At 69.4% G+C, this 13,581-nt stretch carries 14 protein-coding genes; 12 read left to right on the forward strand and 2 right to left on the reverse strand.

The window, feature by feature from the left end; translation table 11 throughout:
• Positions 1-28 precede the first annotated feature (28 nt).
• From QM019_RS04785 to QM019_RS04830, 10 genes are all read left to right on the forward strand, one after another.
• On the forward strand, positions 29-997 hold the full coding sequence (locus tag QM019_RS04785; RefSeq protein ID WP_282852068.1) for a Bug family tripartite tricarboxylate transporter substrate binding protein: 969 nt from the start codon (positions 29-31) through the stop codon (positions 995-997).
• Positions 994-1,638 (forward strand): tripartite tricarboxylate transporter TctB family protein, encoded by a 645-nt coding sequence (locus tag QM019_RS04790; protein ID WP_282852069.1) that lies wholly within the window; start codon positions 994-996, stop codon positions 1,636-1,638. Before QM019_RS04785 ends, QM019_RS04790 begins: the two co-directional genes overlap by 4 nt.
• A complete protein-coding gene (locus QM019_RS04795) occupies positions 1,638-3,191 on the forward strand; it encodes a tripartite tricarboxylate transporter permease (RefSeq protein WP_282852071.1) in 1,554 nt (517 codons plus the stop codon). Before QM019_RS04790 ends, QM019_RS04795 begins: the two co-directional genes overlap by 1 nt.
• A 75-nt stretch (positions 3,192-3,266) precedes the next feature.
• Positions 3,267-4,064 (forward strand): hydroxymethylpyrimidine/phosphomethylpyrimidine kinase, encoded by a 798-nt coding sequence (locus QM019_RS04800; RefSeq protein WP_282852072.1) that lies wholly within the window; start codon positions 3,267-3,269, stop codon positions 4,062-4,064.
• A 2-nt stretch (positions 4,065-4,066) separates the two neighbouring features.
• Positions 4,067-4,654, forward strand: coding sequence for a GNAT family N-acetyltransferase (locus QM019_RS04805; protein ID WP_282852073.1), 588 nt, complete (start codon positions 4,067-4,069; stop codon positions 4,652-4,654).
• Between the two features lie 4 nt (positions 4,655-4,658).
• A complete protein-coding gene (deoC, locus tag QM019_RS04810; RefSeq protein WP_193128050.1) occupies positions 4,659-5,363 on the forward strand; it encodes a deoxyribose-phosphate aldolase in 705 nt (234 codons plus the stop codon).
• 27 nt (positions 5,364-5,390) lie between these two features.
• Positions 5,391-5,702: a chorismate mutase gene (locus QM019_RS04815; protein ID WP_282852074.1), complete on the forward strand. Its 312-nt coding sequence runs from the start codon at positions 5,391-5,393 to the stop codon at positions 5,700-5,702.
• Positions 5,703-5,704: 2 nt separating this feature from the next.
• A complete protein-coding gene (locus tag QM019_RS04820) occupies positions 5,705-6,892 on the forward strand; it encodes an alanine racemase (RefSeq protein ID WP_282852075.1) in 1,188 nt (395 codons plus the stop codon).
• Positions 6,889-8,238 (forward strand): D-arabinono-1,4-lactone oxidase, encoded by a 1,350-nt coding sequence (locus QM019_RS04825; protein WP_282852076.1) that lies wholly within the window; start codon positions 6,889-6,891, stop codon positions 8,236-8,238. Before QM019_RS04820 ends, QM019_RS04825 begins: the two co-directional genes overlap by 4 nt.
• Positions 8,239-8,251: 13 nt before the next feature.
• On the forward strand, positions 8,252-9,628 hold the full coding sequence (locus tag QM019_RS04830; protein WP_282852077.1) for an NAD(P)/FAD-dependent oxidoreductase: 1,377 nt from the start codon (positions 8,252-8,254) through the stop codon (positions 9,626-9,628).
• Between the two features lie 4 nt (positions 9,629-9,632).
• Here the strand turns inward: QM019_RS04830 and QM019_RS04835 are convergent, their stop codons facing one another.
• Positions 9,633-10,319, reverse strand: coding sequence for a GAP family protein (locus tag QM019_RS04835; protein WP_282852078.1), 687 nt, complete (start codon positions 10,317-10,319; stop codon positions 9,633-9,635).
• Between the two features lie 109 nt (positions 10,320-10,428).
• On the opposite strand from QM019_RS04835, the gene QM019_RS04840 reads away from it, so the two are divergent.
• Together QM019_RS04840 and QM019_RS04845 are read left to right on the forward strand one after the other, a co-directional pair.
• Entirely contained in the window at positions 10,429-11,553 is a 1,125-nt protein-coding gene (locus tag QM019_RS04840) for a sensor histidine kinase (RefSeq protein ID WP_282852080.1), read from the forward strand.
• Positions 11,550-12,188, forward strand: coding sequence for a response regulator (locus QM019_RS04845; protein ID WP_282852081.1), 639 nt, complete (start codon positions 11,550-11,552; stop codon positions 12,186-12,188). Before QM019_RS04840 ends, QM019_RS04845 begins: the two co-directional genes overlap by 4 nt.
• Positions 12,189-12,202: 14 nt before the next feature.
• Here QM019_RS04845 and QM019_RS04850 read toward each other — a convergent pair whose 3' ends face one another.
• Positions 12,203-13,567, reverse strand: coding sequence for an aspartate aminotransferase family protein (locus QM019_RS04850; protein WP_428831958.1), 1,365 nt, complete (start codon positions 13,565-13,567; stop codon positions 12,203-12,205).
• Positions 13,568-13,581: the final 14 nt, after the last annotated feature.

The following is a 13,581-nucleotide window of genomic DNA, read 5'->3' on the forward strand; positions in this document are numbered from 1 at the left end:
GGACAACGGAGTTCAGATGGCAAAAGTCATGCGCAATCTCATTTTTGGGGTGGTGGTCGCGCTCGTCGCCGGATTCGCGTTCGCGAACGCGATTTCCACCGCATCCAACTCAACCGTGCGCTCGAAGATAACGATCATGGCCCCCGCCGCGCCCGGCGGTGGCTGGGACGGCTTCGCCCGCACCGCACAGCAGACCCTGCGCGGCGACAGCATCGTCGCGAACGCGCAGGTCGTCAACGTGCCCGGCGCGAGCGGCACGATCGGGCTCTCGCAGTGCGTGCAGATGGAGGGCCACGCCGACTACCTCATGGTGACCGGCGGCGTCATGGTCGGCGGCATCGCGGTGTCGAAGCCGGACGAGACCCTCGCCGACGTCACCCCGATCGCGCGCGTTGCCGACGACTACGCGGCGATCGTCGTGCCCGCCGACAGCGAGATTCAAGACCTCGACGACTTCATCGAGGCGTGGAAAGCCGACCCGACGGGCTTCTCGTTCGCGGGCGGTTCGCTCGGCTCGATCGAGCACCTCGTCACCGCGATGCTCGCGGGCGAGGTCGGCATCAACCCCGCCGACGTCAACTACATCGCCTACTCGGGCGGTGGGGATGCGCTGAGCGCGATGCTCTCGCACACCACCACCGCGGGTGCCTCGGGCTACAACGAGGTCGCCGCGCAGGTTGAGGCGGGCGAGCTGCGGCTCATCGCGATCTCGGCGCCTGAGCCGGTCGAGGGCGTCGACGCCCCGACCCTCGTCGAGGCGGGCTACAACGTCGAGATGACGAACTGGCGCGGCTTCGTCGCCCCGCCGGGCATCACCGACGAGGAGCAGCAGGAGCTCGTCGACATCGTCACCGAGATGCGCGATTCGCCCGAGTGGCAGGAGGCCCTCGTGCGCAATAGCTGGACCGACACGTTCCTCACCGGCCCCGAGTTTGAGGAGTTCATCGACCAGCAACAACAAGAGGTCAACGCGATCGTTGAGGAGCTCGGACTATGACCGCCACCACCACCCGCGACCGCACCCAGTCGCGGCCCCGCACCATCAAGTGGGGCGACGTGATCATCTCGGCGATCGGCCTCGTCATCGCGGCCGTGCTGGTCTACGGCGCCGCCACCATGGAGGTGCGCGGCCAGGCCGTGCCCGGCCCCGAGTTCTTCCCCGTGCTCGTGGGCATCCTGCTCACCGTCGTGAGCGGCTACCTGCTCGTGCGCGCGATCATCCCTCGCAAGCGCACCGAGGAGCACACCGCGCTGCGCCCCGACGTCTCGAGCGAGATGCTCACCGACGTCGGCAACGCGAACACCCAGGTCATCGCGCTCGAGCAGGAACACGAGCTCGAGCACGAGGCCCCCGCCGCGGCCGCCGTCGAGGACGACGACGCGCCGACGCACGACATCAACTGGCGCGCGACCGGCGTCACGATCGGCGCGGTGCTCGGCTTCATCCTGCTGCTGCCGCTGCTCGGCTGGGTCATCACCGCCGCGCTGCTCTTCGGCGCCGTGACGATCGGCTTCGGCGCGAAGCGCATCTGGTTCAACCTCGGCGTCGGCCTGCTCATCAGCTCGATCGTGCAGCTCGTCTTTAGCGGCCTGCTCGGGCTCACGCTGCCCGCCGGGTTCCTCGGAGGGATCTTCTAATGGAACAGTTCGACCTGCTCATGCAGGGGTTCGCCGCGGCGATTACCCCCATCAACATGCTCTGGGTGCTGCTCGGCGCCATCATGGGCACCGCGGTCGGCGTGCTGCCGGGCCTCGGCTCCTCCATGGCCGTGGCGCTGCTGCTGCCGATCACCTTCTCGCTCGACCCGACGGCCGCGCTGATCATGTTCGCCGGCATCTACTTCGGCGGCATGTTCGGCGACTCGACCGCCGCGATCCTGCTCAACACCCCGGGCCAATCATCGGCGATCGCCTCGACCTTCGAGGGCCATAAGCTCGCGCTCAATGGCCGGGCCGGGCAGGCGCTCGCGACCGCCGCGATCGGCGCCTTCATCGGCGGCCTGCTCGCAACGCTGCTCACGGTGTTCATGATGCCGGTGCTCATGCGCCTCGCGACGATGTTCGGCCCCGCCGAGTACTTCGCGCTCGCGGTGTTCGCGTTCCTCGCCGTCTCGTCGGTCGTGTCGGAGTCGGTCGTCAAGGGCCTCATCGCCCTCGGCATCGGCCTCGCGCTCACCTTCATCGGTATCGACGGACCCTCGGGCACCGAGCGCTACACCTTCGGCACGCCCGAGCTGCTCGACGGCTTCTCGATCGTCGTCATCACGGTGGGTCTGCTCGCACTCGGCGAGGTGTTCGACCAGGCATCGAAGGTCGGCACCGAGGCCGTCGTCAAGCCCATCCAGCAGCGCCGCGCGATGCTCGGCTGGAAGGACTTCCGCTACGCCCTGCCCGCCTGGCTGCGCGGCACCGCGTTCGGTCTGCCCTTCGGCATCGTGCCGGCCGGTGGCTCCGAGGTGCCGACGTTCCTCGCGTACGGCACTGAGAAGTCGCTCGCGAAGCGTCGCGGCGACAAGGAGTTTGGCACGACCGGTTCGCTCCGCGGCCTCGCCGCGCCGGAGGCCGCGGGGAACGCGACCACCGGAACCGCGATGGGTACCCTGCTCGCGCTCGGTCTGCCGGTCTCGTCGACCGCCGCGATCATCCTCGCCGCGTTCCAGCAGTTCGGCCTGCAGCCCGGCCCGCTGCTGCTGACGAACAACGCCGACCTCGTGTGGACGCTGCTCGCCTCGCTGATCATCGGCCTGCTCGTGCTGCTGTTCATCAACATGTCGCTCGCCGGCGTGTGGGCGAAGCTGCTCAGCGTGCCGAACCACTACCTCTACGCCGGCATCACCGTGCTCGCGGTGCTCGGCGTCTACGCCGTGGGCTCGTCGATGTCTGACCTCTGGATCCTGTTCGTCATTGGCGTGCTCGGCCTCATCATGCGTCGTTACCGCGTGCCGCTCGCGCCGGTCATGATCGCCGTCGTGCTCGGCCCGCTCGCCGAGACCGAACTGCGCCGCGCGCTCGCGGTGTCGGAGGGTGACGTCGCGGTGCTCTGGAGCTCGCCGTTCACGATCGGCCTCTACCTCGTGCTCGCCGCGGCGCTCGTCATCTCGGGCGTGCAGCACCTGCGGCACCGCCGCAAGGCAAAGCTCGAGGCACAGACCGTCGCGGTGCGCATCCCCGAACACCTCGACACGAAGTAACGAACGGATGCGGTGGGGTGGTGACGCGCGTAGGCTAATGAACGTCGTTCACCACCCCAACGTCGAGGAAGTTCCATGACCACGCCACCCGTCACCTTTGTCATTGCCGGTTCGGAAGCCACTGGCGGCGCGGGTGTGCAGGCCGACCTGCGCACGCTGCAGCAGCTGGGCGTCTACGGCGCGGCGGCCCTCACCTGCATTGTCTCGTTCGACCCGAAGGACGGCTGGAACCACCGCTTCGTGCCGATCGACCCGCAGGTGCTGCGCGACCAGGCCGAGGCGATCCTCGCCGACTGGCAGCCCGCATCCGTGAAGATCGGCATGCTCGGCACCGTGCCGACCATCGAAACCACGCGCGACATCCTCACCGCGGCGAAGCTGCCGAACATCGTCTGCGACCCCGTGCTCATCTGCAAGGGCCAGGAGCCCGGCGCGGCCCTCGACATCGACAACGCGCTGCGCGCCGAGATCCTCCCGATCGTCGACGTGATCACCCCGAACTACTTCGAGACCTGCACGCTGGCCGGCGTCGACGAGATCGACACCGTCGCGGGCCTCGGCGATGCCGCCAAGAAGATTTCCGAGCTCGGCACGAAGGCCGTGCTCGTGAAGGGCGGCCTCGCGACCCCCGGCGACAACGCCGTCGACGTGCTTTGGGACGGCTCGGAGCTCGTCGAGTACTCGCGCCCGAAGGTCGGCACCGCCGGCGTCTCGGGTGCCGGTGACTCGCTCGCGACCGCCGTCTCGGCGGGCCTCGCGCAGGGCAAGTCGCTCCACGACGCGGTCGACGCGGCGAAGGACTTCGTGACCGCGGGCATCCAGCGTGCGATCTCGGCGAACACCCCGTTCGACGTCGTCTGGCAGGGCGAGTAGCCATGCAGTTGCCGGAGCGCGACGCCGTCCTCGAGGGCACGCGCGTGCGCCTCGAGCCGATCACCCAGGCCGGGCTCGAGGAACTCGCGCCCGCGCTGTGGCGCGAGGACGTCTTCGCGGGCGGCTTCGGCGGCGGCGTCGAGGCCTTTCGCAACCACGACTCGTTCGCCGAGTGGTTCGACGGCTACCGCCCGAGTGGCGACGAGTCGCGCACCTACCTCGTGCGCTTCGACGGCCGCGCGGTAGGCACCACCTCGTTCTACAACGCCGACTACCGGCGCGAATCGGTGGTCATCGGCTACACCGCATACAGCCCCGACGTGTGGGGCACGACCGTGAACCCCGAGGCGAAGCGGGCGATGCTCTCGGCGGCGTTCGACGGCGGCGCGCACCGGGTCGTATTCGAGGTCGACAACCTCAACGATCGCTCGCGGGCGGCAGTGACGAAGCTCGGCGCGCACCTCGACGGCATCCTCCGCGAGGATCGCCCGCGCGCCGACGGCTCGAAGCGGTCGACCGTCGTGTTTTCGATTCTTGAGCAGGAGTGGCCCGAGGTGCGGGCCGGTCTCGATGCACGCGTGGGAGACTAGCGACATGAACCGTGCGGAACTCGCCAAGTACATTGACCACACGCTGCTCGCCACTGACGCGACGAACGACGACGTCATCGCGCTCTACCGCGAGGCCGCCGAACTCGGCACCTTCTCGATCTGCGTCTCGCCGAACATGCTGCCCGTCGGCGGCGCGTGGTCGGCCGGGCTCGACCCCGACGTTGCGACCGAGGTGGCGGATGCGTCGGGCCCGAAGATCTGCACCGTCGTCGGCTTCCCCTCGGGCAAGCACCACTCAAACATCAAGGCCGTCGAGGCCGCGAAGGCCGTGACCGAGGGCGCCGACGAGATCGACATGGTCATCGACATCGGGCAGCTCAAGGCGGGCAACCCCGAGCTCGTGAAGGCCGACATCGAGGCCGTACGCCGCGCAGTGCCGGCGCCGACGCTGCTGAAGGTGATCATCGAATCGGCCGCGCTCAGCGACGCCGAGATCGTCGCCGCGTGCCAGGCGGCCGAGGCTGCGGGCGCCGACTTCGTGAAGACGTCGACCGGCTTCCACAAGGCCGGCGGCGCCTCGGTCGAGGCCGTACGCCTCATGCGCGCGACGGTCGGCGACCGCCTCGGCGTGAAGGCGTCGGGCGGCGTGCGCACCTACGAGGACGCGCTGAAGATGATCGAGGCTGGCGCCTCGCGCCTCGGCATGTCGTCGTCGGCGCAGGTGCTCGCCGACGCGCCGTCCGAGTAGCTGCCCGATGCCGATACCATCGTGAGCATGGTGTCAGCAGCGCAGCAACAACAGGCCCTCGAAGAGCTCGGGCGCATCCGCAAGTCGATCGACAACATCGACTCGGCTCTCATCTGGATCCTCGCCGAACGCTTCCGCTGCACGCAGCAGGTGGGCGAACTCAAGGCCGCGAACGAGCTGCCCGCGAGCGACCCCGCCCGCGAGCAGCAGCAGGTCGCCCGCCTGCGTCAGCTCGCGCACGACGCCGACCTCGACCCCGAGTTCGCCGAGAAGTTCCTCGGCTTCATCATCGCGGAGGTCATCCGCCATCACGAGCGGATCGCCGCCGAGAGCAACTAGCCGTGCGCGCATCCGTGCGGCGGGCGGCCGCGTCGCTGCCCGCGCCCTGCGGGGTCATCGACCTCGAGGCGTTCGACCGCAACATCTCGGCGATGGCGCAGCGCGCGGGCGGCATGCCCATCCGCGTCGCGTCGAAGTCGCTGCGCACCCGTGCCGCGCTCGAGCGTGTGCTCGAGCATCCGGGCTTTCGCGGCATCCTTGCCTTCACGCTGCCCGAGGCGATCATGCTCGCGCGCGACGGGCACGAGGATGTTGTGCTCGGCTATCCGACGACGAACCGGGATGCGCTACGCGAGTTGCGCTCGGACGCGCAGCTGCGTGAGCGAATCACGCTCATGATCGACGCGGTGGAGCACCTCGACTTCTTTGACGCCGTCGCGCCTGGGCCGGGCGTGCTTCGCGTCGCGATGGAGGGCGATGTGAGCTGGTGGCCGGCGAAGCCCCTGCTGCGCGGCCACCTGCACTACGGCGTCTTCCGCTCGAGCATCCGCGAGGCCGCGCAGGCAGCTGCCTTCGCCCGCACGGTGAAGGCACGAAAGGGAGTGCGGCTCGTCGGCGTGATGGCGTACGAGTCGCAGGTCGCGGGCCTCCCGGATGCGGCGCACACCCCACGCGGCGCCGCGATCCGGGTGATTCGGCAGCAGTCGCTGGCGGATGTGCCGCGGCGCCGCGGCGAGATGGTCGAGGCCGTGCGTGACGTCGCCGGCGAGCTCGAGTTCGTGAACGGCGGCGGTACGGGCTCGCTCGAGTCGACCTCGGCCGACCCCTCGGTGACCGAGATCGCCGCTGGCAGCGGCTTCTTTTCGCCCGCCTCGTTCGACAGATTCCGTGGGTTCCAGCACGAGGCGGCTGCGTTTTTTGGCCTCGATGTCGTGCGCAAGCCGACCGCCGAGATCGTGACCCTGCACGGCGGCGGCTGGAGCGCATCCGGCAAGCCCGGGGCCGACCGCCTGCCCGTCATCGACTGGCCGCGAGGCCTGCACTACCTCCACGAGGAGGGCGCCGGCGAGGTGCAGACGCCCATCACCGGCCACGCGGCCCGCGGGCTCGAAATTGGAGATCGTGTATGGCTGCGGCACGTAAAAGCTGGCGAACTCGCTGAACGCATCACGGATTTCGCCGTGGTAAAGGATGGAATAATCGAACACTTCTGGAAGACGTATCGAGGAGAGGGATTCGCGTACCTATGAGCGCTGACGAGACCGCGAAGCCGAAGCGTCGGCCCAACGCCTGGCGCAACTGGTCGGGTGGCGTCACCGAGACCTCGACGCTCGTCGCTGGACCGACGAGCGAGACCGCCGTGAAGGCGCTGGTCATCGGTGCGTCGGGCTCGGGCCTGAAGATCAAGTCGGTCGGCTCGGGGCACTCGTTTAACGACATTGCGACGACCGAGGGCCTGCGCCTGCACTTCGATGACTATCGCGGTCTCGTCTCGGTGAACCCTGACACGAGTGTCGCGACCTTCCGCGCCGGCACCAAGCTGCACGAGTTGCCGAAACTGCTCGGCCCCTACAACCTCGCGCTCGCGAACCAAGGTGACATCGACGCGCAAACCATCGCCGGGGCGATCTCGACCGGCACGCACGGCACCGGCTTGGGCTTCTCTGGCCTGGCCGAAATGGTGAAGTCGCTGCGCATGGTGCTCGCCGACGGCTCGATCGTCTACTGCGACGAGCGCACGCACCCCGACCTGTTCGAGTTCGCGCGCCTCGGCCTCGGCGCGCTCGGCGTCGTGCTCGAGGTGGGCATTCAGTGCGTGCCCGCGTTCCGCGTCGCCGCAAGCGAAGACGCCCTGCCGATGGATGAGGTCGTCGAGAGCTTCATCGAACGCGCCCGCTCGAACGACCACGTCGAGTTCTTCTGGTTTCCGCACGCCGACACCGCGCTCGTGAAGACGAACCGCCGCCTCGCGCCCGGCGAGGAGCCCGACGAGTCGTTCGCCCCGCAGACCGCGCTCGCGAAGTTCGTCGACGAGGAGGTTGTACAGAACTGGGCGCATCAGCTCGTCGCGTCGCTCGGCTCGGTCGTGCCCGGCGTCGTGCCGAAGATCAACCAGTTCTCGGCGTCGCTCATGGGCCGCCGCCACTACGTCGACGACTCGCACGGCGTGTTCGTGAGCCAGCGGCGCGTGCGCTTCAACGAGATGGAGTACGCCGTACCGCTCGAGGACGGCCCCGAGGTCGTACGCGAGATTCAGCAGCTCATCGATGCGAACGACTGGAACGTTTCGTTCCCGATCGAGGTGCGCTGCGCCGGCGCCGACGAGGTGCCGCTGTCGACCGCGTACCAGCGCGAGTCGATGTACATCTCGGTGCACCAGTACGTGCGCGAGCCGCACCTCGAGTTCTTCGGTGCCGTTGAAGAGGTGCTGCAGGCCGCGGGTGGTCGCCCGCACTGGGGCAAGCTGCACACGCTGCGCGCCGACGAGCTGCGTGAACTCTATCCACGGTTCGATGACTTCGTCGCCCTGCGCAACGACGTCGACCCCAACCGTGTCTTCGCGAACCAATACCTGACCCGCACGCTGGGGGAGTAGGAAGGCCGGGCCCATGATCAACGGCAACGTCTCGCACTGGTGGACCGATCTGGGCACGCCCGTGCCGCGGCCCGGGGTCGAGGGCGATCTCGACGTCGACGTTGCGATCGTGGGTGGCGGCTACACCGGGCTCTGGAGCGCCTACTACCTCAAACAGGCGAAGCCGGATGCGCGCATCGCGATTCTCGAGGCGCGTTTCTGCGGGTTTGGGGCGTCGGGCCGCAACGGCGGCTGGCTCACGAACTCGGTGACCGGCGGCATCAACCAGTACGTGCCGACGCACGGACGCGAGGCCGCGCGCGACTTCCAGCTCGCGATGAACGCGACCGTCGATGAGGTGATTCGCGTCGCGGCCGCCGAGGGCATCGACGCCGACATCGTCAAGGGCGGCGACCACGAGGTCGCCTATGCGCCCGCGCAGCTCGCGCGGCTCGAAGGGATGCTCGCCGACGACGAGTCGTGGGACGGCATCGGCGGCTGGCAGCGACTCGACGCCTCGGCGGCGAAGGAGCGCATCAACGTGGCCGGCACGCTCGGCGGGCTTTGGTCGCCACACACCGCGCGCATCCACCCCGCGAAGCTCGCCCGCGGGCTGAGCGAGGTCGTCGCCAAGCTCGGGGTCGAAATCTACGAGGGCACGCGTGTTGACGAGATTCGGCCCGGCGAAGCCGTGACCGCCACCGGTACCGTGCACGCGGGGGCCGTGATCCGCGCGACCGAGGGCTTCACCGCCGGGCTGCAGGGCCTGCACCGCGAGTGGCTGCCGATGAACTCGTCGCTCATCGCGACCGAACCGCTCAGCGAGGCGCAGTGGCAACACATCGGCTGGGAGGGCCGAGAGGTGCTTGGCGATTTCGCGCACGTCTACATGTACGCGCAGCGCACCGCCGACGACCGCATCGCGTTCGGTGGCCGCGGCGTGCCGTACCGCTGGAACTCGGCGACCGACGACGACGGCCGCACCCAGCCCGTCACCGCGGGCACGCTGCGCGAGGTGCTCGTGCGGTTCTTCCCCGTGCTCGACGGCGTCGACATCGACCACCTTTGGTCGGGGACTCTTGGCGTCCCCCGTGATTGGGCGGCCACCGTCACCTTCGATCCCGCCACAGGCCTTGGCCACGCCGGCGGCTATGTCGGCACCGGCGTCGCCACAACGAACCTCGCGGGCCGCACCCTGCGCGACCTCGTGCTCGGTCGCGACACCGAACTCACCGCGCTGCCCTGGGTCGGCCACCGCGTTCGCCGCTGGGAGCCTGAGCCCCTGCGCTGGATCGCGACCCGCGTCATCTACGGCGCCTACGGCGCCGCCGACCGCGCCGAATACGGCGGGCGAGCGACCACCTCGCCACTCGCCCGCGTCGCCGACCTCGTGTCAGGGCGCTCGCACTAGCCGATCAGTTCCCAACCAGATTGAGATTGTTGACGATCAGCACGACGCCGAGGATGCCGACGACCCAGCTCAGCGCCGATTCGCCGTGCTTAAGCATCCAGGCGTTAATGCGATCGAGCAGGCCCTCGACCCGCGAGCCGAGCGCGGCTCGCAGCCCGAACAGCGCGAGGGCGGGCAGCACCATGACGAGGCAGTAGCCGGCGAGGAGGCCGAGCGCTGCCGCTGGGCTCGCGTCGCTCGATGAGATGAGCCCGATGCCGACGAGGTACGGCAGCATCGTGAGTAATTCGATGAGTCCGGCCGCGACGGCAACGGTGGCGACCGGCTTGTCGGAGGTGCGCCATTTCGCGAGCTTCGCCATCAGGCCGCCGCCGTTCGCGCGCTTCGCCTTCGCCCCCTTCGAGTCAAGGGCGAAGCTCCAGATGACGAGCGCGATGCCGGTGACGAGCAGCACCACGTGCCCGGCCGGTGACTCGGCCGCGTCGATGGCAAACGGCAGCAGCCAACCGGCGCTCCAGAGCAGGCCGAGGCCGACGGCGAAGTAGAACGCGGCGATCGTGAGCAGGTACGTGAACACGCGCCGACCACGCACCCGACCCGGCTCGAGCAACAGCCAGACGGGAATCGTCAGCGTGCCGTAGCTCAGCGAATCGGCGAGGGCGAGCGCGGGGAGTGCGAGCAGAAGTTCCATGTCTTCAGCGTCGCGGGGGCGCGGGCGCCCGCCATCTGGCGCAGGTGAGGTTGCCACCCCTAACTTTGGTGCCGTACCGTCGGCCGCCGTGCGCCGACATACTGGAGTCATGCTCTCGTTCACGCCGCGCGAACCCCTCGCGATCGCGCTGCGCCGTGACGTACCCTGGTCGGTCGCGGTCGCCGCACTCGGGGTCATCATGCTCGTCGCAGACCCGGGCAGCGGCGTCGTACCGGGGCTCTTCGGCGAGGGCGCGCATCCAGCGCTCTTCCTGGTGCCGCTCGCGATCACGGCCGTGGCCGCCGCATTCACCTCGGCGCTGCCGGTCCCGGCGCTGCTCTTGGCCTGCGTCGGCGTCGCGGTGTCGGGTCTCACGGGCACCCACATCACGGTGCAGCTCGAGTGGAGCTCCACGATCTACGGACTCTGGCGCTACGGCGCGGCGCGCGACCGGCGCATCGGCGTCGGTCTGCTCATCGCCACGAGTGGGATCGTCATCGCATGCGTCGCGATCGGTACGCGCAGCACCGACGCGACGACCTCGATGACCCTGCAGGTCATGCTCGTCTGCGCCCTGCCGATGTGGTGGAGCAGCGAACTGCGCGCGGGCGACGAACTCGCCGAAGCCGAGCGGTTACGCGCCGCGGTTGCGGTGCAGGCCGATCGCGAGGCGGTGGCTCGTGACCTCCACGACACCGTCTCGGCCCACCTCTCGGCGATCACGATCTTTTCGGCGGGCGCCCTCGACGGCGCACCCGATGCCGAGCGTGACCGCCGCGCGCTCGCGGAGGTGCGCCGCGCATCCCTCGCCGCGCTCGGCGAGATGCGGCAGCTCATCGACGTGCTGCGTAGCGACTCGACGCCCGAGCCGATCGCCGCAACGACCCTGGATGCGGAGGTTGCGAGAGCTCAGCAGGCGGGGCTTGAGATTGAGGTGAGCGGTGAATTGGTGGTTCAGGCTGACGGCGCGCTCGGCGAGGTCGCGCGCGAAGCCCTCGGGAACGCACTGAAGTATGGCGATGGCACGGCCACGCTGCGCCTCGAGACCGACGACGACCGCCTCGCGCTCGAGATCGAAAACCCAATAGCGGATGCGCCCCGCGGCGGCTCGAGCGGCCTCGGCCTGGGCCAGATGGCCCGGCGGATGCGCGGCGCGGGCGGCCGGTTCAGCGCGGGCGAGTCGGCGGGAGCGGGCCGCAACGTCTGGCGCGTGCGCGCGGAGGTGCCGCGATGACGCGCGTGCTGCTCGCAGACGATCACGCGGCGATCCGTGCCGGCCTGCGGATGATGCTCGAGGCCGCCGACGATATCGAGGTCGTCGGTGAGGCGTCCGACGGCGCGACGGCGATCGGCAACGCCCGCGCGCTCAAACCGGATGTCGTGCTCATGGACATGCGGATGCCCGGCGTCGACGGTGCCGAGGCGACCCGGGTGCTCGCGGCCGAGGGCACTCGCGTGCTCGTGCTGACGACCTATGACGAGGATGACGTCGTGTTCGCCGCGATCAACGCCGGCGCTGCCGGCTTCCTGCTCAAAACTGCCGAGCCGAGCGAGCTCGTCGACGCGATCCGCCGGGTCGCGCGCGGTCAGGGTGTCGTCGCACCTGAGGTGACTGCGCGCGTGCTGCAGGCGGCGGCGGGCGCACGAAGCGAGACGCCCGCCGCCGCGCAGGTGCGCGGGGCGGGCCTCACCGAGCGAGAGCTCGAAATACTCGGGGCGATCGGGCGGGGTGCGACGAACGGCGAGATCGCCGGGGAGCTGCACATCACGCTCGGCACGACGAAACAGCACGTTTCGCGCATTCTCGCGAAACTCGGGGTGAGTTCGCGCACGCAGGCCGCCCTGCTCGCGCGCGACGCGGCAGGGTAGACCGCTCGCGAGTCCTAGGCGACGGCCTCGCTGCGCAGCACCTCGGCGACGACGTCGAGGCCGCGGTTCAGTTCCTCGGCCGAGATCGTGCACGGCGGCACGATGTGGATGCGGTTATCGCTCGTGAACGGAATCACGCCACGCGCGACGAGCGCCGCCTTGACGCGGCCCATATACTCTGCCGCGACGGGGGTGCGCGCCGCCGCGTCCGACACGAGCTCGATCGCCCAGAACACGCCGGTGCCGCGCACCTCGCCGATCACGTCGAGCTCCTCGGCGAGCTCGCGCAGGCGCGGGCCGATCACGTCGGTGCCGAGCTCGCGGGCGTGCTCGACGACGCCCTCGTCGGTCATCGTCTCGATGGTCGCCACCGCCGCCGCCGTCGCGAGCGGGTGGCCCGAGTAGGTGAGGCCGCCGGGGAACACGCGCTCGTCGAACGCCGCCGCGATCTCTTTCGAGATGATGACGCCGCCGAGGGGTACGTAGCCCGAGTTGACGCCCTTCGCGAAGGTGATGAGGTCGGGCGTGACGCCCTGGGCTTGGAACGCGAACCATTCGCCGGCGCGGCCGAAGCCGGCCATCACCTCGTCGGCGATGAGCACGATGCCGTAGCGGTCGGCGAGCTCGCGCACGCCCTGCAGGTAGCCCGCCGGCGGCACCATGATGCCCGCGGTGCCGGGGATCGACTCGAGCAGAATCGCGGCGATCGTGTTCGGGCCCTCGTGGCGAATCACCGAGTCGAGGTGCTGCAGCGCGCGCTCGCACTCCTGCTCCTCGGTCTCGGCCCAGAACTCGCTGCGGTAGAGGTACGGGCCGAAGAAATGCACGTGGCCGGTCGTGTACTCGTTCGGCTGGCGGCGCCAGTCGCCAGTCGCGACGATCGCCGCGCCGGTGTTGCCGTGGTACGAGCGGTAGCGCGAGAGCACCTTGTCGCGGCCGGTGACCTGGCGGGCGAGGCGAATCGCGTTCTCGTTCGCGTCGGCACCGCCGTTGGTGAAGAACACGCGGTCCATGTTCTCTGGGGCGTGCTCGAGGATGAGCTCGGCCGCCCGCGCGCGAGTCTGGTTCGCGTGCGCCGGCGCGATCGTGAGCAGCTCATCCGCCTGCTGCTTAATCGCCTCGACGACGCGCGGGTGCTGGTGCCCGAGGTTCGTGAACACGAGCTGGCTCGAGAGGTCGAGGTACTCGTTGCCCTCAAAGTCGACCACCGTCGAGCCGTGCGCGGTCTTGATCGGCAGCGGGGCGAGCTTGCCCTGGGCCGACCAGGAGTGGAACACGTGCGAGGTGTCGTACTTGGCGACCTCGGCGTTGCTCAGGCTGGTGAGGGTGGTGTCGGTCACGTCGGCTCCTTTGACGGTGGGGTGGTCTGCTCCCAGCATTGTGCCCCCGCTGC

The organism is Gulosibacter sediminis (assembly GCF_030011715.1).
GTDB classification, from domain to species: domain Bacteria; phylum Actinomycetota; class Actinomycetes; order Actinomycetales; family Microbacteriaceae; genus Gulosibacter; species Gulosibacter sediminis.

What these genes read in the sequence shown, in the direction of transcription:
- QM019_RS04800 (WP_282852072.1), top strand. Translation starts at nt 3,267, where the DNA reads ATGACCACGCCACCCGTCACCTTTGTCATTGCCGGTTCGGAAGCCACT.
- QM019_RS04840 (WP_282852080.1), top strand. Translation starts at nt 10,429, where the DNA reads ATGCTCTCGTTCACGCCGCGCGAACCCCTCGCGATCGCGCTGCGCCGT.
- QM019_RS04830 (WP_282852077.1), top strand. Translation starts at nt 8,252, where the DNA reads ATGATCAACGGCAACGTCTCGCACTGGTGGACCGATCTGGGCACGCCC.
- deoC (WP_193128050.1), top strand. Translation starts at nt 4,659, where the DNA reads ATGAACCGTGCGGAACTCGCCAAGTACATTGACCACACGCTGCTCGCC.
- QM019_RS04850 (WP_428831958.1), bottom strand. Translation starts at nt 13,567, where the DNA reads ATGCTGGGAGCAGACCACCCCACCGTCAAAGGAGCCGACGTGACCGAC.
- QM019_RS04845 (WP_282852081.1), top strand. Translation starts at nt 11,550, where the DNA reads ATGACGCGCGTGCTGCTCGCAGACGATCACGCGGCGATCCGTGCCGGC.
- QM019_RS04815 (WP_282852074.1), top strand. Translation starts at nt 5,391, where the DNA reads ATGGTGTCAGCAGCGCAGCAACAACAGGCCCTCGAAGAGCTCGGGCGC.
- QM019_RS04825 (WP_282852076.1), top strand. Translation starts at nt 6,889, where the DNA reads ATGAGCGCTGACGAGACCGCGAAGCCGAAGCGTCGGCCCAACGCCTGG.
- QM019_RS04790 (WP_282852069.1), top strand. Translation starts at nt 994, where the DNA reads ATGACCGCCACCACCACCCGCGACCGCACCCAGTCGCGGCCCCGCACC.
- QM019_RS04795 (WP_282852071.1), top strand. Translation starts at nt 1,638, where the DNA reads ATGGAACAGTTCGACCTGCTCATGCAGGGGTTCGCCGCGGCGATTACC.
- QM019_RS04785 (WP_282852068.1), top strand. Translation starts at nt 29, where the DNA reads ATGCGCAATCTCATTTTTGGGGTGGTGGTCGCGCTCGTCGCCGGATTC.
- QM019_RS04835 (WP_282852078.1), bottom strand. Translation starts at nt 10,319, where the DNA reads ATGGAACTTCTGCTCGCACTCCCCGCGCTCGCCCTCGCCGATTCGCTG.
- QM019_RS04805 (WP_282852073.1), top strand. Translation starts at nt 4,067, where the DNA reads ATGCAGTTGCCGGAGCGCGACGCCGTCCTCGAGGGCACGCGCGTGCGC.